Annotated in this window: 13 protein-coding genes and 4 pseudogenes; 7 read left to right on the top strand and 10 right to left on the bottom strand. The window is 69.5% G+C overall.

The window, feature by feature from the left end:
* Positions 1-280: 280 nt before the first annotated feature.
* Entirely contained in the window at positions 281-652 is a 372-nt protein-coding gene (locus I2W78_RS00875) for a thioesterase family protein (protein ID WP_196456031.1), read from the bottom strand.
* A 153-nt stretch (positions 653-805) separates the two neighbouring features.
* Positions 806-1,351, bottom strand: a complete 546-nt coding sequence (locus I2W78_RS00870) for a hypothetical protein (RefSeq protein ID WP_196456029.1) — start codon at positions 1,349-1,351, stop codon at positions 806-808.
* Between the two features lie 347 nt (positions 1,352-1,698).
* Here I2W78_RS00870 and I2W78_RS41825 point away from each other — a divergent pair, with 347 nt between their 5' ends.
* The 4 genes and pseudogenes from I2W78_RS41825 to I2W78_RS00855 form a co-directional block, all read left to right on the top strand.
* The gene (locus I2W78_RS41825) at positions 1,699-3,867 is read left to right on the top strand and encodes a protein kinase domain-containing protein (protein ID WP_445330146.1); all 2,169 of its coding nucleotides are present in this window, start codon (positions 1,699-1,701) and stop codon (positions 3,865-3,867) included.
* Between the two features lie 229 nt (positions 3,868-4,096).
* A complete protein-coding gene (locus I2W78_RS00860) occupies positions 4,097-6,028 on the top strand; it encodes an FHA domain-containing protein (RefSeq protein WP_196456027.1) in 1,932 nt (643 codons plus the stop codon).
* Positions 6,029-6,340: 312 nt separating this feature from the next.
* Positions 6,341-6,508, top strand: a pseudogene (locus I2W78_RS40040) (RNA polymerase subunit sigma-24); the annotation flags it as partial.
* Positions 6,509-7,661: 1,153 nt separating this feature from the next.
* Positions 7,662-8,178, top strand: a pseudogene (locus I2W78_RS00855) (transposase); the annotation flags it as partial.
* Positions 8,179-8,184: 6 nt separating this feature from the next.
* On the opposite strand, the gene I2W78_RS00850 reads toward I2W78_RS00855, so the two are convergent.
* Positions 8,185-8,619 carry a VOC family protein gene (locus I2W78_RS00850; RefSeq protein ID WP_196456025.1) on the bottom strand — a complete coding sequence of 145 codons (435 nt, stop codon included), beginning with the start codon at positions 8,617-8,619 and terminating at the stop codon, positions 8,185-8,187.
* Between the two features lie 153 nt (positions 8,620-8,772).
* Between I2W78_RS00850 and I2W78_RS00845 the strand changes: the two genes are divergently transcribed.
* Positions 8,773-9,441 (top strand): NAD(P)-dependent oxidoreductase, encoded by a 669-nt coding sequence (locus tag I2W78_RS00845; protein WP_230885286.1) that lies wholly within the window; start codon positions 8,773-8,775, stop codon positions 9,439-9,441.
* Positions 9,442-9,449: 8 nt separating this feature from the next.
* On the opposite strand, the gene I2W78_RS00840 is transcribed toward I2W78_RS00845, so the two are convergent.
* The 3 genes from I2W78_RS00840 to I2W78_RS00830 form a co-directional block, all read right to left on the bottom strand.
* Positions 9,450-10,709: an MFS transporter gene (locus I2W78_RS00840; RefSeq protein ID WP_196456023.1), complete on the bottom strand. Its 1,260-nt coding sequence runs from the start codon at positions 10,707-10,709 to the stop codon at positions 9,450-9,452.
* 479 nt (positions 10,710-11,188) lie between these two features.
* Positions 11,189-12,712 (bottom strand): acetaldehyde dehydrogenase ExaC, encoded by a 1,524-nt coding sequence (exaC, locus tag I2W78_RS00835; protein WP_196456022.1) that lies wholly within the window; start codon positions 12,710-12,712, stop codon positions 11,189-11,191.
* A 107-nt stretch (positions 12,713-12,819) separates the two neighbouring features.
* The gene (locus tag I2W78_RS00830) at positions 12,820-14,088 is read right to left on the bottom strand and encodes a GAF domain-containing protein (RefSeq protein ID WP_196456021.1); all 1,269 of its coding nucleotides are present in this window, start codon (positions 14,086-14,088) and stop codon (positions 12,820-12,822) included.
* 382 nt (positions 14,089-14,470) lie between these two features.
* On the opposite strand from I2W78_RS00830, the gene I2W78_RS00825 reads away from it, so the two are divergent.
* A complete protein-coding gene (locus I2W78_RS00825) occupies positions 14,471-15,820 on the top strand; it encodes a M28 family metallopeptidase (protein WP_196456020.1) in 1,350 nt (449 codons plus the stop codon).
* Between the two features lie 10 nt (positions 15,821-15,830).
* On the opposite strand, the gene I2W78_RS00820 is transcribed toward I2W78_RS00825, so the two are convergent.
* From I2W78_RS00820 to I2W78_RS00810, 4 genes and pseudogenes are all read right to left on the bottom strand, one after another.
* A complete protein-coding gene (locus tag I2W78_RS00820) occupies positions 15,831-16,181 on the bottom strand; it encodes a hypothetical protein (RefSeq protein ID WP_196456019.1) in 351 nt (116 codons plus the stop codon).
* A gap of 13 nt (positions 16,182-16,194) precedes the next feature.
* The gene (locus I2W78_RS00815; RefSeq protein WP_196456018.1) at positions 16,195-16,929 is read right to left on the bottom strand and encodes a hypothetical protein; all 735 of its coding nucleotides are present in this window, start codon (positions 16,927-16,929) and stop codon (positions 16,195-16,197) included.
* Between the two features lie 807 nt (positions 16,930-17,736).
* Positions 17,737-18,303 (bottom strand): annotated as a pseudogene (locus I2W78_RS40035) (bifunctional 3-(3-hydroxy-phenyl)propionate/3-hydroxycinnamic acid hydroxylase); the annotation flags it as partial.
* A 33-nt stretch (positions 18,304-18,336) separates the two neighbouring features.
* Positions 18,337-18,653: pseudogene (locus tag I2W78_RS00810) on the bottom strand (VOC family protein); the annotation flags it as partial.
* Between the two features lie 273 nt (positions 18,654-18,926).
* Between I2W78_RS00810 and I2W78_RS00805 the strand changes: the two are divergent.
* Complete coding sequence (locus tag I2W78_RS00805; protein ID WP_196456017.1) at positions 18,927-19,802, top strand: sigma-70 family RNA polymerase sigma factor; 876 nt, start codon at positions 18,927-18,929, stop codon at positions 19,800-19,802.
* The last annotated feature ends 900 nt before the right edge of the window (positions 19,803-20,702 follow it).

The raw sequence follows: 20,702 nt of genomic DNA, 5'->3' as shown, positions 1-20,702 counted from the left end.
GTTCCTCCCGTGCGGTCCTGCGAGGCCTGACGTGCCGCAGGCCTGTCGGATGGTGGTAGCGAAATGGGCCCGTCCCGGTCGTCCTCGCGGCGGACAACCTCCCAGGCGCCGCAGCTTGCCCCATAGACCTGGGTGCGCGGCCACCGGTGACCTCCAGCGGCAGGGTGCGTGGGGCTGCCCACCGGCCCCGGAACCGTCCGAGGTCGTTCGCGCCTATCTGCTGGGCACCGACCCGTATGCGCGACGCGCAGCCGCGGTCGGGGTGGGCGGCCCATGCCGCTCAGCGATCCGTCGTCTTGCCGGACACCGCCGCGACGAACCGGTCCCGGTCCACGATGGCACGGTCGATCTCGCCCGTCGCCACGAGTTCGCCCGCGCCGTCGACCGCCTGAACCTTGAACGTGAGACGTCGGGCGGCTGGGCCAGCAGGGCCCTGGGCGGACACCTCCACCACACCGCCCACCCCCGTGGCGCGCAGATGCCGGACCCGGACCGCGGTTCCCACCGTCGTCAGGCCGGTCGCGACGAGCGGTCGGGCCGCTCGCGTGGTCGCCGCCTCCAGCCACTCGATCAGTCGCGGGGTGGCCAGGACGGGCACGTCACCGCTGCCTACCCTGACGGCGGTGTCGGCTTCGGTCACTTCATGGCGCATGCCTCCACGCTATGGCCGTACGCCTACGCCTACGCCTACGCCTCGCGCCGACCGGTGCCGGGCCGTCAGTCCGATGCGGTCCTCCGAACCCGTCACTATCACCACAGACGGGAATCCCATGACGTTCGAACTCTGGCGCAACAGCAACAACCGTTACGCGTCCCTCATGGGCCATTTCCCGCCTTCGGCATGATGGTCTGGCGCCGACCGCCTCGGGGTCGTCTTCGAGAGCCTCCCGTTCGTCGTCGATGAGGTCGAGCTGTTCGAGCATTTGGTCGATGCCGTCCTTGACGGCCAGGAGTTGGCCGCGGGTGGACTGTTTGGGACGTAGAACGGGCAGTGTGCGCAGGCCAGTCGGTGGGGGCACTTGGCGAAGAAGTCGTAGCCGCAGTAGCCATCGCCCAGGTCGTAGTACTTCCAGGGCTGTTCGCCGCCGGTGGCAGCGCCGGTGCGGATGGACTCGCGGTCGATGAGGACCTGGATGGTGCCGAGCCACTGCTGGAGATTGACCAGGGTTAACGGCTCCCGGGCGTTGAGGAGTTGGGTGGCGATGGTGGCACGGGCCCGGTGGCTGGTCAGGGCGTCGTGCGAATCGGAATGGGGCACTTCGGACTTGCGGCAGAGTGCGGGAAGGATCTTGTTGTTGAGGTAGTCCTTGCCGACGAGCCGCCCGCGGTGGCAGAAGCAGTGCTCCCGCATCTGGTCAGTCTTCGCCGAGCACCCTGGACCCGGCCCTGCGGGAACTCCAAGCCACTTTGACCGGTGCGGAGTGGGCCGAGGTCGCTCACCGTCTCGCCGGTGCTAGCCCTTCCCCCGGTTCGCACTTCACGAACATCAGGTGTGTGATCATACTCTCAAGGGCTGTGTCCTTCGCCGCCGGCCGCGTGACGCGTCGCCGGTCCTTCCGTGCCGTACAGGGGGACGGGAGGTCCGGAGGGACGTCCGGCCGTGGCCGAACCGAAGGGACCCCGCCCCGGCAGGCCACGGATCGGACGGGGGCGTCGCCACTCCTCGGCCGCTCGCAAAGGACAGGGAGTAGGGCCCTCATGCCACAACAGGACGCGGCGTCGCCGAACGCGGGAGCCGAACGACTGGTCGCCGGTCGTTACCGCCTGCTATCCGTTCTCGGCGAGGGCGGTATGGGCATCGTGTGGCGCGCCCGCGACGAGGTACTGCACCGCGAGGTCGCCATCAAGGAGGTACGCGCTCCCGTCGGACTGCCCGTGGAACGGGTCGAGCGGATGTACACCCGCTTGGAGCGGGAAGCTTGGGCGGCGGCGCGCATCAGTGCGCGTGGTGTGGTGACCGTCCACGACGTCGCCACCGACGACGGCCGACCCTGGATCGTGATGGAGTTCGTCCGCGGCCGGTCGCTGGCCGACGTGATCGGTTCCCAGGGTGCCCTGACGCCGCGGGAGACCGCGCGCATAGGTGCCGAGGTGCTGGCCGCGCTGCGCGCGGCGCATGGCGCCGGAGTTCTGCACCGCGACGTGAAACCCGCCAACGTCCTGCTCGCAGACGACGGCAGGGTGGTACTCACCGACTTCGGCATCGCCACCATCGAGGGGGACTCCGCGCTGACGATGACCGGCGAGGTCATCGGCTCTCCCGAGTATCTGGCGCCGGAACGGGCACTGGGCCGGACTCCCGGCCCGGCGTCGGACCTGTGGTCTCTCGGAGCGCTGCTCTACACGGCCGTCCAGGGCCGTTCGCCCTTCCGCCGGACCACCCCGCTGGCCACTCTGCGCGCCGTCGTCGACGACGAGTTGCCCCCGCCGCACCGGGCCGGACCGCTCGTGTCCGTCATCGAAGGCCTGTTGCGCAAGGACCCCGACGATCGAATGCCGGCCGAACAGGCCGAGCAGGAGCTGAGCCTGGCTGGTGCTGATGGCACCTCCCGCGCCGATACGGCCACGCTGTCGGCCCCGCTCCCCGCAGCGGTCACCGAAGAGCTGCCCACCGCCGAGTCCCCGCTCGGGGGGAGCGCACCCACGGCCACGGCCGGGGCGTCGACCGTCTCGGCGTCACCGCCTGTCCCTGAAAACGCCACGGACACCAGGGACCTGGCGGGGACCGCCGATGCCCCCACAGCAAAGGGACCTGCGGCTTCCGGGGCGTCGGCGAAGACCGCCTCCGCCCCCTCCGCACCAGAAACGGGGACGACGGCCACGGTCGACGTACCCACGGTCGACACACCCACCGCCCCGGCTGACCTACGCACGGGGGCCGATACACCTATCGCCCCGGCTGACCTACGCACGGGGGCCGATACACCTATCGCCCCGGCCGGCCTACCCACGGGGGCCGACACACCCACCGCCCCGGCTGACCTGTCTACGGCCGCGGCACAACCCGGCGCCCCCGCCGCCCCGGCACAGCCCACGCTTCCCGGTACCGTACCGGCGGTCACCGCCGAGACTGCTGCCCCGGCGCCCCGCTCGTCCGGCGACGCGGTCGGTCTGCCCACCGTGGACAGCCCCGCCATCCCTGGCGTTCCCGCTGCGCCCGCCCCGCCACCTTCCTTGCCGGAGGCCGCCTCGGCTTCGGGTATCGCAGAGTCGCCCACCGGATCGGCAGGCCCGGCATCAGAGCCCGTACCCACGGCCGTTTCTGCGGTACCCCCCTCGTCGGCGGCGCTCGAGCCCGAGGGCGCCGAAGCGGGTCACGGCCCTACCCGGCGGAGGCGGCGCATCGGGTACCTGACCGCGGCGGGAACGGTCGTGCTCGCGCTGCTCGTCGGCGGCCTGGGCTATGCGCTCGGCGGCGGCGACGGTGAGGGCAACAAGGGCACCGGCTCACCCACGGGGCAGGCACAGGCCTCCGCCTCCGGTGCTGCGAGCAGCGGGTCGGATGACACCGCCGCACAGCCCGTCTCGGTCACCGTGACGGGAGGCGCGACCACGTACGTCGGAGACTGCCCCCCGGCGGAATCCAAGGCTCCCCGATTTACCGCGACCTTCACGGTGTCCGAGTTGCCCGTCCAGTTCTCGTACCGGTGGGTCTCGACGAACGGGTCCGTGATCGACCGGCAGTGGAGGACGCTGGCGTTCCCGGAAGGCGGCCCTCGCACCCATCAGGAGACGGTGCGGCTGTCGACGTATGCGCAGACCGGAACGCTCCACAGCCAGATGGCCGTGGAGATCCGCTCACCGTTCGAGGCGGTGTCCAATTCGGTGCCGTTCCTGGTGACATGCGCCTCGACGGCGGGCGGCTAGTCAACCGGCCATCAAGGCAACGCCATGCATCCGAGTCAGCCCCGCGCATACGCCATACTTCAACGAGTACGAGTTGGACCGCTGCCGGGCCGACTCGTACATCGTCTGTCAAGTCACACTCGATGGGCCGGAGTTCAGTGGGAGTGACGTACGACTCTCTCCCTCACAGCGGATCAACCGCAGGGTGCGGTGCCTCTGCCCGCACCCGAGACTTTCGCAAGGAGTTTCTGTGTCGTCGGTCATCGTGGGACGCACGGGTCCCTTCGCCGGTCAGAGCGTGGTTCTGGGCAACTCTCCGCTGCGATTCGGGCGCAAGAGCGACAACGACGTGATCATCGTCAGCGTCAGTGCCTCCCGCCTGCACACCGAGATCGTGGCGGAGGACGGCGCGTTCGTCCTCTACGACCGCAGCAAGAACGGAACCTTCGTGAACGACCGGCGCGTCACCCGTCATGTGCTCGTGCCCGGCGACTCCATACGCATCGGCGACGAGACCTTCCTGTTCGAAACGCAGGAGGCCGTTGAGACGGTCATGGACCTCTCCCAGTTCGACCTGCCCCGTGCCGATGCCTCGGCGAATCCGGGCGTGCTGCGGGTCACGGTGACCGGAGGTGGCCCGGTCGGCCTCGCCTTCGCCCTGCTGCTGGAGAACGCCCTGCCGGGGAGGGTGGCCATCACCGTCTACGACGGCCGGTGGACCAGAAACGGCTCCACTGTGGTCTGGAAGGGCGAGGACCAGGGCAACGTCCGCCGCCAGCAGGTCGTCACCGTCCAGAGCCGGCAGTATCTCGCGCTCACCGAGGAGATGCAGTCGACGCTGTTCGACGTGGGCGGATACTCCGAGATGTGGCCCCTGGGACCGGACTCCGTGGACGGCCGTCCGCCCCGCAACATCCGGATCGCCTACATCGAGGACAAGCTGCTGGAGCTGGCCAACACCAAGTCGGCGATCCACCTGGTGCCGAAGCGATTCGATGCGTCGGAGCAGCAGCACCTGCTCTCCCAGGAACACGTCCTGGTGGTCTGCGAGGGCGGCCGTTCGCGCACCCGGGAGCACTTCGGGGACCGCTTCGGCACGGCCGATTCCTCGATCTACTCCCTCAACGGGGAGCACCTTCAGGACGTGGTGCTGGGACTGCGGGTCAAGTCCCAGCTCCCGGACCCCATGAGCGTCCTGCTGACCGTGGCGCAGAACCGGTTCCTGCTCAACTCACTGCGTGGCGAGGGGTTCCTCAACATGAGGCTGACCCGCAAGGAGGCCCGCAACGTGATCGGCATCGACCCGGTCCGGCAGGTCTTCGAGGAGTGCATCGCGGCCCGGCCCTGCCTGATGAGCCGCCACGAGGACAACGAGTTCGTCTGCCCGACCCATGGCACTCTGTTCCTGCCCGCGCTGCTGCGCAGCTCGCCGCTGTGGAAGCAGATCCAGGAGGGTCTGAGGCTGTTCGGCGTCCCCGAGGACGATCTCAGCGCCATCACCTCGTTCCGGCTGGACATGGTGCAGCGCCCCCGGTTCACGGCCCAGCTCACCCGCCCCACGGCCACGAGCCCCGGAACCTACGGCTTCCTGCTGGGCGACGCGGCCAACGCCATCCACTTCTGGCCCGGACGCGGGCTCAACAGTGGCCTCGCCTCAGCCGTTTCCCTCTCCCGCTCCCTCAGCCGGGTCTGGCAGGGCCGTCCGCTGCGCGACGCCGACTTCATCCGGCACGAGGCGGCGATGTCCATGCTCCAGTACCGGCACAAGAGCCGGGCCTGGAACGCGATGGTCACCACCGACGAACGAGGCGTGACCCGCGCCATCAAGGACATCATCGCCGACAGCGTGGAAGGGGACCGGGGCGTCGCCGAACCCGCCGCCGAGCGGTCCGATCTCGACGTCTTGCTGGACCGTATGGGCTCGATCCGCGAGCGCCTTGCCCCCCGCCTGCCCGGAATGCCCAGTGACGAGGAACTGCGCAGCCACCTGTCCATGCTCGCTCCGTCGACCCTGCGGACCCTGCAAGAGAGCGGTGCCTGGGACACGCTGATCGTCGGCGGCGAGGAGGCCGACATCGACATCTTCTACCAGTCGGACGCCCCGGTCTTCGTCGCCCGCCCCATCGATCCGCGCATCCAGGCGGCAGGACCGCTGCAGCCGGGGGCGCTCGACCCGGCGTGATGCGGGCACTCCGTCCCTGAGGCCGAAGGTTCACACCCTGTCCCCGCCACCAGAAGAAGGGGCCCGGCGCGGCTGGGCCCCTTCCGCGATCCGCCGCTGGGGGCACGGCTGTCAAGCCAGGTGCTGGCTTCCGCCACCGCATCCCCGACGCCCCAGGCGGCCAGCTGACGGGCCACGTGGTCGCGGGCCTCGGCGACGACGGAGGGATCGGTGGGCAGATCTCAGGACTGGCCGACCCCTGCCCAAGCTCTTCGAGCAGGGGATACCCCATGCGGGACACGAAGGGCCGGCTGGTCACCGTGGCTGGGCGGGCGACAGTTCCTCTACGCGACCCGGGCGGACGCCGCCCGCCGCCGGCCTGAGGACCTCGTCGACGAGGAGCCCTGGCCCGGGCGCCCGCGGTGGACGACACGCTCCGGCTCTACTTCCGGTGCGCCCATCCGTCGCTGACGCCGTCGTCGGCGGTCGCGCTCCCGCTGCACGAAACTCACGCGCCTGACCGGCAGGCCGGTCGTCCGGCTCGACCCCCGCCGGTGTCGCTGACAGGTCGTGCTCCGCTCGATCCGACTGGCCGTCAGGTGTCAACGTGCGGGTGTGCGGGCCTCCTCTTCGGCTGCTGGACCTTCCCGGCGGTGACGACGAGTGCCCGACCATGCAGGCATCGGCCGTCGACCAGGTGTTGAGGATAGGGTGCCGAGATCTCGTCGGGCGGGGTAACCGCCCTGCGTGGGTGCTGTGACAAGACCGCGACGAGGCAGTTGGCCCCCGCGCGGCCCGCCGTTCCGGAACCGGCGGGCCAGCGCCTCGAAAGGCACCGTCGCGGGGTAAGCGGAACGTACCCCTCCGCTGTCCAAAACGGAAGCCCCTTGTTTCCCGCGGCGGTCAGGCCGCCGGTGCGCGTGAGGCCGGGCCGGGGCCTCCTCAGCGCAGTTCTCCGGGCTCGTACGCCCCACCAGGACGACGCCGGGCAGCGCACGGCCGATGCCTGAGCTTGATCTTTAATCCCGTGGCGCTTTCGTGGAAGTGCCTCTCCGCAGTGCGAAACTTCATGGAACGCCCTGTCACGGTCACGACAGAGTGACCGTAGGGGTGTGCCTCCCCGGGGGAAACGGCGCGGGAAACGAGGTAATCGTCCGCCTGAGCACATTAGGCAGACGTCTCCGGGCGTTAACGGTGGGAGTCGCGGCCGTGGCTGTCGCGGTGGTAGCGGCCGGCCCGACGCCAGCGGTGGCGGCCCCGCGATGGGGCAGCGTACGAAGGCGCGGAAGTGACCTTCGCCGTCGCCGGTGCGAGCTGTACCGCCACGACCGCAAGCAACGGCTCGGCGTCCTGTGTGGTCGCGCCGTAGAGCGCACCTGGCTGGTGCGGCCTGAGCGTCAAGGCTCTGATCGACGGCTGAGACATTGCCAACGCCGACCCCGCTGTGCTCAAGGCCAGTTGCAGGACGCCGCCGACCAGGCTGTGGTCGGACGAGCCGTCGAACTTGAGCTGGGCGTAGGGGCGTCCGCGCAGAAATGTCGCGCCACTACGGATCGTTTCGGGCGTCGCCACGTGCACGGTGAACGAAGTGGACCAGCCGCTGAACGAGGACGGCAGGGTTCCGGTGACCGCGGCCTTCGCCGGGGACGACTACATGCGGAGCGAAGGTGCGGACCAGGTACGCAAGGGGCGACCGTGGAGCTTGACTCCGGCGGACCGGATCCTGCTGGTAGCGGCTTACTGGCGTACGAACTTGACGCTGAGGCAGCTCGCCCCGCTGTTCGGGGTGTCGAAGTCGGCCGCTAACCGCATCATCGGCGCAGTCGAAGAACTACCGGTATTCGACCAACCACCAGGTCGTCATCGACGCCGACTCCCAACTCATTGTCGCCGTCGGCCGACCGGTCACGGGCAACCGCAACGATTGCAAGGCGTGGGACCTTTCCGGTGCGAAGGCCGCCGTCGGCCGGGCCACGGTCATCGCGGACGGCGGCTATCGGGGTACCGGCCTGCTCATCCCGCACCGCCGTGAACGCGGCCAGACCGAACTGCCGACTTGGAAAGAGGAGCACAACGCCTCCCACCGCAAGGTCCGGGCCCGCGTCGAGCACGTCTTCGCGCGGAGACCAGAGAGGCCCAGGGGAGACGGCTCCCCGCCTCCCCGGCTCGGAGAGCGCTCAGTCGATACAGAATTCGTTGCCCTCGATGTCCAGCATTGGGATGCAGGACTCGTTTTCCTCATCGGCATACAGCGTTTGCACGTGGGTGGCGCCGAGCGCGACCAGTCGTGCGCACTCGGCTTCGAGCGTGGCGAGGCGCTCGTCCCCCACGAGCCCGGTGCCGACCCGGACGTCGAGATGCACCCGATTCTTGACGATCTTGCCTTCGGGGACGCGCTGGAAGTACAGACGCGGGCCCACGCCTGAGGGATCACTGCAGGCGAACCATGATCCCTGCTTCTCGGGAGGCAGGGTGCTGTTGAAATCGTCCCAGGTGGCGAACCCCGCCGGTGGCGGCGGTATGACGTACCCCAACACCTCGCACCAGAAGCGAGCGAGGCGCTCAGGGTCTGCGCAGTCAAAGGTGACTTGGAACTTCTTGATCGCTGACATCGGCGCACCGTACCGCGTACCACGGGGACCATGCCGCTCATTTCCACAGGCGGTTCCGCCCGCCACTCGTCGCATCCTGGGCCGCCGTGGATACCAAGTGATCAAACCGGACAGTCCACCAGAACGACGCGACCGTGGCGGCGGAGCGCCCCAATGGTTTTGCCTGAGCAGTTCAGGCTCAGACCTGAGGACATCCCGGACGACCCCGAAGACACCGAGGCGGGCCGCGACCTCCTGGCGGACTTCACCGATTTCGACTGCTGGAGCGCACCGGCTGCCCCCGCCGTGGAGTTGTCAGAACTGACGTTGGGAATCGTCGGGTTGGGCCGGATCGGCCTGGCGCTGGCCGAACGGGCTACCGCCCCGGGCATGGCGGTCCAAGGCCTCGCGCGGCGCCCGACCGAGACTTCGGTGCCCCGGGCCAAGTCCCTCAAGGCTCTGCTCGCCACCAGTGACGTGGTCTCCCTGCACCTTCCGTTCACGCCGCAGACCCGGGGAATGATCGGGCGCGCGGAGCCGGCGGTGACGCGGCCGGGGTCGATCCTGCTGAACACCGCCCGGGGCGGATTCGTCGACGAACAGGCGCCGGCCGATGCGCTGCGTGACGCGGTACACCCGCTCGCGGCGGCAGCTGTCGACACGTTCGGGCACGAGCACGCCGCCGTCGCCTCGCCGCTCTTCGGTCTGTCGAACGCCCTGCTGACCCCTCATGTCGCCGGGATGACCAAGGGCGCCATGGCCACGGCGGCCACCCGGCGCGCGGACCACATCGCGGCCTGGCTCGCCGGCTGCCCGGACGGTGTGCCCGTGGTGACCGCCTGACGCCCCGGTCAACGCTCTGAGAGGGCGGTCTGCGACTGTTTGACAGGCTCTCGGGGCGCACGGTTCTTGGCCGGTGCACAGTCGACGATCCAGATGTTGCGACCCCGGTCGGCGAGGCATGCCCAGAGCGCGAGCAGGAGTGCGCCTGCTGCCACGACGAGAGCCACCAGCAGGGCGCCCTCGACGCCGTGACCTTCTGCGAGGTTGCCGGACACGGCCTGTCCGCCAGCCGTTCCCAGGGGACCACCGGCGCACAGGATCGTCATGGCGACCGCTGCACGTTCCGTGGGGGCAAGTCGTTCGGTCAATGCGTACAGGCTGATCATGTACGGCGCGACGGTGAAGCTCGCCAGCGCGACGGCGACGGGAAGGGACACTAGCTGGGCTCCGGCGAAGAGGATCAGCATGCCGGCGCAGAGCGTTGCGGCGAACGAGACGTAGCGGGCGCGCAGGGAGAACCGCGGCGGGAGCCAGGCACAGGCGGCACCCACCAGGGCACTGCCGATGCCGAACTCGGCGTACACGAGCCCCGAGGCGCCGGGTTCGTCGATCGTGTCGGCATACACGGTGACAGCTGTCTGGATCGCTCCGAAAACCGCCCCCATCGCGGCCATCGCCAGGAACATGACGGCCAGCGGACGACGCGGCAAGTACGGCTTCCCACGGTCGCCCGAAGCGGGCTGCTGCGTGGCGCGGTGGGAGTAGAGGAGAGCGAAGGGGAGGGTGCTTGCTGCGATCAGAGACATGGTCGCCACGGCGGGCGCAAGCGGACTGACCGACGCGAGCAGCCCGACGAGCGCTGGTCCGGCGACGAAGCTCATCTCGTCGGCGGATGCCTCATAGGACAGAGCCGCGGACAACAGGTGGTGTTCGTTGTGCGAGCGCACCAGACGCGACCAGTGCACGCGTACGAGCGGGCCGACTTGGGGTTGGGTCAGGCCCACCAGGGTGGCCGCAGCGAGCATGCTTTCCTGTGTTCCCCGGCTCGCGGCCAGCAGTGCGGCCCAGGCAGCGAAGTTGGCGATAGCGGCGGCGGCTCCGACGGATCGGTGGCCGTAGCGGTCGGCCAAGGCCCCGACCAGGGGGCCGCCGATGGCGATGGCGATGCTTTGGGCCGCACTGGCGAGGCCGGCGAAGGCGTAGCTGTGGGTCGATGCCTGGACCAGGATGAGCGTGGAGAGAGCCGAGGCGGCGTATGGCAGGCGGGCGAGGAATCCCAGAGGGAAGAAGCCGACGCCGGCGAGGCGCAGCAGGGAGCGGTACGACACTGATGTCTCCATCGGGCACGTCGACGAGACGCGCCACCCAGCCACCAACGCGTCGACGAGCCCGATTCTGACCGTCAACGTAGTGCTGGCTGCTGATGGCTGTACAGGTCCCTCGACCGAAGTGAATCGACGCCCCGGCAAGGCCCGAACGGCTGACCTCCCCCGATCTGGCGACAACACCACACCTGTCGCGATGGACAAGCGCAACAGGCTGAACCCCCGGAGAACGTACGTTTTCCAGTTGGGCTTGACGCCTTGTGCCGCAAGGTCGACGGGAGTGCCGCCGTCGAGAAGGGGTACTTCGGGCAGAAACCACTTGCAGGCCTCCGCTGAACCGCTCCCGAAGTTGCCGATGAAGTTGATCCGGAATGTGTGCCGAACCCCGTGGTCCGCATCTGTACGCCTTCTTCGGTTGCATGTACTACGCCGCGATGCGTCCCGCCGAGGCCATCCACCTGCAGAAGCCCCGTTTTTTGCGTCTAGAAGAAGCCCAGCTTCTTCGGCGAGTACGACACCAGCAGATTCTTCGTCTGCTGGTAGTGGTCGAGCATCATCTTGTGTGTCTCCCGCCCGATCCCGGACTGCTTGTACCCGCCGAACGCCGCGTGTGCGGGGTAGGCGTGGTAGCAGTTCGTCCAGACGCGGCCTGCCTGGATGGCCCGGCCGGCGCGGTAGGCGGTGTTGATGTCGCGGGTCCACACGCCCGCGCCAAGGCCGTACGACGTGTCGTTGGCGATCTTGATCGCGTCGTCGAAGTCGTCGAACGAGGCCACCGAGACGACCGGACCGAAGATCTCCTCCTGGAAGACGCGCATGCGGTTGTCGCCCTCGAAGATCGTCGGCCGCACGTAGTAGCCGCCCTTCAGGTCACCGTCCAGGTCGGCGCGTTCGCCGCCCGTGAGCACTTTGGCGCCTTCCTGCCTGCCGATGTCGATGTAGGACAGGATCTTGGTCAGCTGCTCGCTGGACGCCTGCGCGCCGATCATCGTGTCGGTGTCGAGGGGATGGCCGGGTTTGATCAGCTCGGTGCGGGCGATGGCCGCTGACAGGAAGTCGGGGTAGTTGCCGCGCTGGATCAGCCCGCGGGAGGGGCAGGTGCACACCTCGCCCTGGTTCAGCGCGAACATCGTGAACCCTTCGAGGGCCTTGTCGCGCAGCTCGTCGTCCTTCTCCCACACGTCGTCGAAGAAGATGTTCGGCGACTTGCCGCCCAGCTCCAGCGTGACGGGTTTCAGGTTCTCCGCCGCGTACTGCAGGATCAGTCGACCCGTGGACGTCTCGCCGGTGAAGGCGACCTTCGCCACCCGGGGACTGGAGGCGAGCGGCTTTCCGGCCTCAGGACCGAAGCCGTTGACGATGTTCAGCACACCCGGCGGGAGCAGGTCGGAGACGATGCTGAGCCAGTAGTGGATGGAGACCGGGGTCTGTTCGGCGGGCTTGAGGACGACCGCGTTGCCCGCGGCGAGGGCGGGCGCGAGCTTCCATGTCGCCATCAGAATGGGGAAGTTCCACGGGATGATCTGGGCGACGACGCCCAGCGGCTCGTGGAAGTGGTAGGCGACCGTGTCCTCGTCGACCTCGCTGAGCGAGCCCTCCTGGGCGCGTACCGCGCCGGCGAAGTAGCGGAAGTGGTCGATGGCCAGCGGGATGTCGGCCGCGAGGGTCTCGCGTACCGGCTTGCCGTTCTCCCAGCTCTCCGCGACCGCCAGTGGCTCCAGGTGCGCCTCCATACGGTCGGCGATCTTCAGCAGAATGTCGGACCGCTCGGTCGCCGACCTGCGCCCCCAGCCCGGTGCGGCCGCGTGCGCCGCGTCGAGCGCCGCCTCGACGTCCTCCGCCGTGCCACGGGCCACCTCGGTGAAGGGCTGCCCGTTCACCGGACTCGGGTTCTCGAAGTACTGCCCCCTCACCGGGGGCACGTACGCGCCGCCGATGAAGTGGTCGTAGCGGGACTGGTAGGAGACGATCGCGCCCTCGCTTCCGGGCGCCGCGTATCGGGTCATGCGGAACTGGCCTCCTTCGGGCAGCGTTCCCCGCCGCCTGGCAGGTTGTGCGCCGGAGGCTAGAAAGGCGGACGTTGCATCCACGTTGCGACTGCCCGTCTCAAGACCTAGACGTCTGACCAGCCGCCCGGGCCGGCCAGCTCCGACTCGAGTGCGGCCAGGCGAGCACGGATCGCTGCCGTCGGCCGGGCCGCGGCCAGTGACCGCCACACCTCCAGGTCGTCCTCGCCCCACGGCGCGTGCGCCCAGTCGGCCAGCAGGTCGGCATCCCCGCGGGCGATCAGTGCCGCGCGCACGGTGTCCGCGAGACGGCGCCTGAGCCGTACCACCGCCGGTGCCTGGGAGGCGGGCAGCAGCGGGCCCGCATACGCCGCCAGGGCCGCGGTCACCGCGCCGGCCGCCAGCTGACGTTCCACGACGGCGACGTCCGAAGCGACGGGTGCCGTGAGCCGGTACGGACGCGAGGCGAGCAGATGGGGGCCGAGCACCTGACGCAGCCGCGCGACTTCCGCGCGCAGAGTCACCGGCGTCACCGACTCGTCCTCGTACAGCGCACACAGCAGCTCGTCGCCGCTGAGGCCGTCGGGGTGGCGGGAGAGCAGGACGAGGATCTCGCTGTGCCGGCGGCTGAGCCGGATGCTGCGGCCGCCCGTCGTCAGCAGCGCCTGGTCGCGGCCCAGCGCCGCCAGTTCGGGCCCGCCCACGTCGGGGCGGCTGGGGGTGAGCAGCGCCAGCTGGGACTCCGCCGCCCGTGCCACGGCCGTAACGAAGCCCAGGCTGTGCGGGTGCGCGAGGCCGTCGCCACCGGTGATGTCCACGGCACCCAGCACCCGCCCCGTGCGGGGATCGTGTACGGGGGCCGCCGCGCAGGTCCACCGCTGCACGCGCCGGGCGAAGTGCTCGGCGGCGAACACCTGTACAGGGCGGTTCACGGCGATGGCGGTGCCAGGCGCGTTCGTCCCGACCGCGCTCTCCGCCCACCGCGCACCCGGCACGAAGTTCATCCGCCCCGCCCGCCGCAGTGTCGTTGCGTGGCCCTCGACCCACAGCAGCCTGCCATGCGCGTCGCACACCGCCATGAGGTGCCGGCCGTCGAAGGCGAACGTCCCCATCAGCTCGCGGAGCAGCGGCATCACGGGAGCCAGGGGATGCTCGGCGCGGTGGACGCCGAGGTCACCGCCGGTCAACTCGATGTCGGCGGTGCCCTCCGGGCGGACGCCGGCCCGCGCCGAGCGCCGCCACGAGTCGGCGACCACGCCTCGCACCCGCCGCGGCACCGTGCCGGCCTCGGTGAAGGTCTCGTACGCGGCGTGCAGCACTCGTACGCGCTCGGCAGGGTCGGCCCCCGACTCCAGAGCCACCCAGGGATCGGTCAACACGGCCTCCCACAGGGCGATGTGCTGAGGACATCGTCACTCGCGGCGTGCGCGGCGACAACCGTTCCGACGGGGGTCGGCGACGGCGTGTGCCTGCTGGGCGGCACCGCGGAGCCATCCGCGAAGACCGATGACAGCCCCCGTCCCGGTGTCCGCTGAGCGGACAGTCGTGACCGGAAATAGCTCTTGACGGAGCATCAATACCTGACTGAGCATCAGGCCCACACAGCACCCGCAGCACGGAGCACCCGCAGCACACAGCACCCGCAACACACAGCACCCACACCACGCAAAGCACCCCACCGCACCCGCACAGCTCTGGCACCACCGATCCAGGCATCGCTCGACTCCCCTTCATCGACGAGAAAGTGCGGCTCCCCACATGACCCATCAGAGATCCCGCCTGCCCAGGACCATCTCCAGACGCCTGGCAGCCGTTGCCCTCGCGGCCACGGCGGGCCTGCTCGCCGCCCCGCCCGCGTCCTCGGCCACCCCCGACCGGATCCAGGCGGCCACCGGCGTCGGGACCCTGGCGGCACCCGACATCCCGATCAGCAACGTCAAGGCGCACCTCGCGCAGTTCCAGTCCATCGCCGGCGCCAACGGCGGCAACCGGGCTCACGGCCGTCCCGGCTACCGGGCCTCGCTCGACTATGTGAAGGCCAAACTCGACGCGGCCGGATTCACCACCACCGTCCAGCAGTTCACCTCCTCCGGCAGCACGGGGTACAACCTGATCGCCGACTGGCCCGGCGGCGATGCCAACCAGGTCCTCATGGTCGGCGCGCACCTCGACTCGGTCTCCTCCGGCGCCGGGATCAACGACAACGGCTCCGGCTCCGCGGCCGTACTCGAGACCGCCCTCGCCGTGTCCCGCGCCCACCTTCAGCCCACGAAGCACCTGCGGTTCGCGTGGTGGGGCGCCGAGGAACTGGGGCTGGTCGGCAGCAGGTACTACGTGAACAACCTGGCGGCCGGCGACCGCGCCAGAGTGTCGGGATACATCAACCTCGACATGGTCGGCTCACCGAACCCCGGTTACTTCGTCTACGACGACGATCCGGCGATCGAGAAGGTCTTCAAGGACTGGTACGCGGGCATCGGCGTAGCCACCGAAATCGAGACGGAGGGAGACGGCCGATCCGACCACGCGTCCTTCAAGAACGTCGGCATACCGGTCGGCGGACTGTTCACCGGCGCCAGTCGTACGAAGACGGCGGCGCAGGCCGCCAAATGGGGCGGCACCTCGGGCCAGGCGTTCGACCGGTGCTACCACTCCTCCTGCGACACGTCGACCAACATCAACGACACCGCACTCGACCGCAACAGCGACGCCCTCGCCCACGCTGTCTGGACGCTGGGAACGACGGAGCCGATGCCGCCCGGCGAGTCCTACGAGAACGCCACCGACGTGGCCATCCCGGACAACGCGGCCGCGGTGACCTCGGCCCTGGCCGTCTCCGGCCGCACGGGAAACGCGTCGGCGGCGCTCCGGGTCGGGGTGGACATCAAGCACACCTGGCGCGGTGACCTGGTCGTCGACCTGGTGGCGCCGGACGGGACGGCCTACCGGCTGAAGAACTCCAGCAGCTCCGACTCCGCGGACAATGTCATCACCACCTACACCGTCGACGCCTCCAGCGAGGCAGCGAACGGGACCTGGCGGTTGCGGGTGCAGGACGTCGCCTCGCAGGACACGGGCTATGTCGACAGCTGGAAGCTGACCTTCTGACCTACCGCGGTCAGAACCAGTCGCGGGCGTCGACGATCAGCGCACCGCCCTCACCGGTCCCGGTGACCGTGTTGTGGTTGATTCCGTCGGTCAGGACGAATTCGAGGACCTCCATGGCGGGGTCCTCGTAGGCCGGGCCGTCCGCGTTGGAGAGTGCCGTCACGATGGTGACCGGCTGCTCGGGCCAGTGCAGCAGCGCGGCGACGCCGACGGGGGGCCGGCGGAAGCGGAGCGTCGTATGGACGGTCTCCGAGTCCGCACGGCTCACCCGCAGCACGGTGAAGATCTCGTTGTCCAGCTGGGAAACCAGCCGCGCGAAGCGCTCGAACCCCGACTCCGAAGACTCCTCACCCGTGGTCATGCGTCGCCCGTTGTCACAGACCGAATTCGTTCATGGCGGAGGGGCACAGCGTCTTTCCCTTGCACCAGGCGGTGATCACGCCCACCGGGAGACCGTCGGGGCTGTTCTGCTGGAGCGAGTGGGAGAAGGGTTGCGCATTGGTCCCGATGACCGTGTTCTCATTCACGTACTGGCCGCTGCGGCTGTATCCGACGACGAAGCCGGAGAAGGTCGGGCCGCCGAAATTGCCCGGGGGAATCTTGTCGCCGCGCTCGATCGCGACCTGAATGATGCTGACGCTGCGGAAGTTGTGCTTCTCCGAGTACTTCAGATATCCGAACCCCTTCTTGAAGTTGGTTCCCTCCCCGCGGATTCCGTCGCGCACCGGCCACGGCAGCCCCTCACGGTCCTTCGGCGTTGCCAGCGTGAACCAGGGGTTCATGCTCACCGTCCGGGGTCCTGCCGCGTTGTTGACCACATCGGCGGTCCTCGCCTGAACCGTCGTCAGGGCCTGCTCGGCCGCGTCCGTGGGGGCCATGCCGCGTTCCTGGTTTTCCGCGCGCAGCGTCTGGTACTTGTGGTGCGTCGCCTTGTTCATGAAGACGAGCCCGGTGTCCTGCGCGGCTGGAGCACTGTCCTGCGCCTGAGCGGCGGTGGCGGGAAACGCCAGCACAACTGCTGCCGCGCCGGCCACGATCTTTGCAGCCTTCGCGGCAGCCCGTGTGCGGGGTGCGCTCGCGGTCCGGGGCAGCCTGGCGGTCTTCCTCATGATTCCCCATTTCTCAGCGTGTGCCCGTGCGTTCGGCAGACCGGCTCTCCCGGCCGCGGGATCTGCAAGGTCTGGGGAAGGCTTGCTCGAAATCGATCGGAATCGGCACGAGAACCATCAGTCTTTCCAAGGGGTTGCCACGACAGCGGCCGCTCTTACCACTGCGTGGGCATGCGCACAGCATGCCTTGACGCTAGGGGGTGGTCAGCGGCCGGTGGTGTTCTCGGTGTAGGCGGCTCAAAACGATGACGTGAGGCATCAGTTACGAGTGCGGCGCAACCGGACGACAGGGCTCAAGGCGGTGCGCGCAGGCACGACACGCCGCTCCGGTTTTGCCCAGTCGCTCCCGTTACGGCGTCTCACCGGGTTGAGGACTTGCTCGGTGGGCGCGCCCTGGCGCCGGTGCAAGCCCATGGCGCGGACGGCCGACAGATCGTGCACGGACGGGTCGATGCCGAACTTGGCCATGCCGAGCAGGTACTGAGGACTGGTGCCAGCTCCCACAGAGGTCGGGCCGTGGGAAGGGGGCTGGGCTGCCGTCGTACGTGCACGAACCCTTCAAGGTCGGTGACGGACCAGCGCTGGGGGGCTTGGTAGTCGGTGGGGTCGCGGACGGTGGACGCCGTCGGCGTCTCGGCGTCGGGCGGCCCACCGGGCGAAGTCGGCGATGCGGCAGCCGGCGGCCGCCTCCGGGTCGGGGGTGAAAAAGGGCTCCGGTGCGGCCTGGGCTGTGGACTCGTCACGTCTGGCGGGGTGGCCATGGTGTGGTGGTGCTCCTCGGCAGGGTGACCGGGGTCGGACATCGGCCGGACGGCGGGCCGTGTGCAGCAGCGGTGCCCAGGCGGCGGCGTCCGTGAAGTCGCCGGCGCCGACGGGGACGGTGTCCATCACGACGCGGTCGGGCCGCAGCAGGACGGCGTCCGCCCGGCAACGTGCCGGCCAGGCGGCCAGGGTGCCGTCGTCATGGAGGTCGTCGACGTGGAACATGCGGGCGCCCAGTGCCGCGGCCACGACCGTCATCCGCGGGGTGGGCGGGGCAGTGGTCAGGACGGTGAAGGAGTCCCCGAGGACGTCGTCGAGCCGTACACGCTCGCCGTCGACGATCACCCAGGGCTGCGGGCAGCAGGTGCCGGCCGGATCGCGGCCGGTCAGCCGGGGGCGCCGCCGTACCAGTGGGCCGGTGGTGAGGGCGGGGCTGAGGTCGCGGCCCACCGCCGCGGTCAGGCCGGGGATGCGGCAGGCCGCGCCCGCGACGGCTCGGCGGATGGCCGCGGCGCGGTCCTGGCCGCCGGTCACGGCCCAGCCGAGGGCGACCGCGGTGCGGATCATGTGGCGGGCGTGGGGCCTGCGTTCGCGCTCGTAGGTGTCCAGCAGTCCGTCGCCCGGGTCGAGGATCTGGAAGCGGGTGAGCGGCTGCTGTTCGGGCAGCGCGGGCAACTGCTCGGCCACGTGCACGACACGGACCGGGACGCCGGAGGGGTCGAGCAGGGCGACCGGCTGTCCGCCACCGGGTACGTCGATGTCCCGGACGGTGTTGCCGTGGCGCGGGCCAGCCGGTCTAGGTCACCCCGCTCGGCGGCGCGGAACGCCGGACCGATGAACCGGGACGCCTGCCCCTGCCGGATGACCATGCACGGTGAGCCCGCGAAGGTGCCGCGCAACCACAGCTCCCGCTCGGTGCGGGCGGCGACCGCGAACCCGAAATCACGCGCGAACACCTCCGATGGGGCTCGACCAAAGAATTGACGAAGTCATCAGGATTGGCGCTCGCTGCGGCCGCGCACCCCCGAGGACAGACCGGCGGCGTTCCCGGGGCGATGAGCCGTCTCCCGACGAGCTCAGTCAGTGGGTAGGAGCCACGCTGGGCTCAGCCCCAGTTCTGCGAGTTCTTGCTCTTGAGTCGGTTTTCCATGGGGAGTGCTCTCCTTCATCGGGTTACGTTGCGGGGCTTGTGCCCGTCACCCCTATGACGGAGCAGCTTCAGGGGAGGTAACAACATGCCCGGTACCGATCCCACGGATCCGATCGTCGAGGCCTTCGAGTCCCAGCGTGACCGGCTCCGAGCCATTGCCTATCGCGTGCTCGGATCACACGCCGACGCGGAAGACGTGGTCCAGGAGGCGTGGCTGCGTCTGTCCCGTCAGGACGCTGACACCATCAACAACCTCGGCGGCTGGCTGACCACCGTGGTCGGCCGCATCAGCCTCGACTACCTGCGGTCGGGCCGGACCCGCCCTGAAGTCTCCCTCGACGACAAGCTGCCCGAATTCACGGTGACGCTCGACGACGCTCCCGCTCCGGAAGAGCTCGTCGCACTCGGGGACTCCGTCGGCCTCGCGCTCCTGACGGTCCTTGACTCGCTGCGCCCGGACGAACGACTGGCGTTCGTGCTGCACGACGTGTTCGCCGTGCCCTTCGCGGAGATCGGCACCATCCTCGGCAAGTCCGCCGACGCGACCAAGATGCTCGCCAGCCGCGCCCGCAGGAAAGTACAGGCCGCCCAGCAGCCGGCGAGCGCTGGACGGCACCAACGCGAGGTGGTCCAGGCCTTCCTGGCCGCGGCCCGCGACGGTCAGTTCGAGCAGTTGCTGCAGGTTCTCCACCCCGAAGTGAAGTTCACCGTCCACACCCCGAACGGCCGGTTCGTCACGCTCGGAGCCACCGAAGTCGCCACCCGCGCGCGCGTGGCCGGCAGCGCGGCACGAGGACATGCGGCGACCGTCAACGGCCGGCCCGGCGTCATCTCCTGGAGCGAGGACGGCACCCCGCTCTCCCTCCTCGTCTTCACCGTCGCCGACGGCCACATCACCGAGATCTCCGCCGTGATCGACCCGGACAGGCTCGCGCTCATGGACCTGCCGGACCCGGTGTGACTCCCTGCCGGCTCCCGCCGAGACGGTGAACGCAGCCATCAGGTGGGCGAAGCGTGCGGGGCGGTCCTGGGATTGTCCTGAGCGCCCCGCACCGATCGGCGGGGCCGGTGCCGGGCGGTCAGCATCCCATCGTCGTGGTCGACCGCCCGGCAAAACCTCGTCCTGGACGAGGCCGGGCTCGACTCGACGACCCCGTCCTCTGCGAGGAGGCGGCCAGCACCTCCAGCCGCTCCAGCGCCCGAAGCTCGGCGAACTGCTCACCTACGCCCGGCCGGGCGACCCCGCGCACATCTCCGAGATGTTCTCCCGTGGCCGCCTCACTCCCGGCCGCGACCTGATGGAGATTTGCTACGGCGGCGGGCCCGCGGCTCTCACCCAGGACCGCGACCAAGTGACCGTGCGCCCGACCGACGGCTCCGTGGAGAGCACGGCCCTGGTCATCGGCGCCGACGGCATCCACTCCACCGTCCGCTCCCTGTCCTCTTCGACCAGGTCAGTCAGATTCCCTGACCCTGCACTCCGGGCAAGGTTCCGGCACGGGCATCGCGGGTGGCGAACTACTGGCCCGGTTGCTCACCGAACACGACCGCCTGCCCGCCGCCCTCAGAGTGTGGGAGCAGCGGCTGCCCCCCTCATCACCCGCCACCAGAAGGAGGCCCCGCGCACGCAGCACTTCTTCATGCCCGTCCACCGCTTCGGATACCCGGAGGCCCGTGAGGCGGGCGGCGGCGCGGCCGGCGGACTGGCATGCCGTCGGGTGACGCCGGATTCACCCCTACGGGAGGCGTATGCGCGTGTTGCTGGGACAGACGGGTGGAGCGATGACACGGCTGGGCGGCCCGGATGGTGCGTCGCGAGGGCCTGACTGACGGTGGTTCATGTCGAGGCCGGGTTCATTCC

The sequence above is a fragment of the Streptomyces spinoverrucosus genome, assembly GCF_015712165.1.
Lineage (GTDB): Bacteria > Actinomycetota > Actinomycetes > Streptomycetales > Streptomycetaceae > Streptomyces > Streptomyces spinoverrucosus_A.
The sequence above is the reverse complement of the archived record's forward strand: the minus strand, read 5'-3'. Positions and strand labels throughout refer to the sequence as shown.

Bases quoted from the DNA above. Each gene is read 5' to 3' on its own strand.
- I2W78_RS00875 (WP_196456031.1), bottom strand. From the start codon at position 652: ATGCGCCATGAAGTGACCGAAGCCGACACCGCCGTCAGGGTAGGCAGC.
- I2W78_RS00870 (WP_196456029.1), bottom strand. From the start codon at position 1,351: ATGCGGGAGCACTGCTTCTGCCACCGCGGGCGGCTCGTCGGCAAGGAC.
- I2W78_RS41825 (WP_445330146.1), top strand. From the start codon at position 1,699: ATGCCACAACAGGACGCGGCGTCGCCGAACGCGGGAGCCGAACGACTG.
- I2W78_RS00850 (WP_196456025.1), bottom strand. From the start codon at position 8,619: ATGTCAGCGATCAAGAAGTTCCAAGTCACCTTTGACTGCGCAGACCCT.
- I2W78_RS00845 (WP_230885286.1), top strand. From the start codon at position 8,773: ATGGTTTTGCCTGAGCAGTTCAGGCTCAGACCTGAGGACATCCCGGAC.
- exaC (WP_196456022.1), bottom strand. From the start codon at position 12,712: ATGACCCGATACGCGGCGCCCGGAAGCGAGGGCGCGATCGTCTCCTAC.
- I2W78_RS00825 (WP_196456020.1), top strand. From the start codon at position 14,471: ATGACCCATCAGAGATCCCGCCTGCCCAGGACCATCTCCAGACGCCTG.
- I2W78_RS00820 (WP_196456019.1), bottom strand. From the start codon at position 16,181: ATGACCACGGGTGAGGAGTCTTCGGAGTCGGGGTTCGAGCGCTTCGCG.
- I2W78_RS00815 (WP_196456018.1), bottom strand. From the start codon at position 16,929: ATGAGGAAGACCGCCAGGCTGCCCCGGACCGCGAGCGCACCCCGCACA.
- I2W78_RS00805 (WP_196456017.1), top strand. From the start codon at position 18,927: ATGCCCGGTACCGATCCCACGGATCCGATCGTCGAGGCCTTCGAGTCC.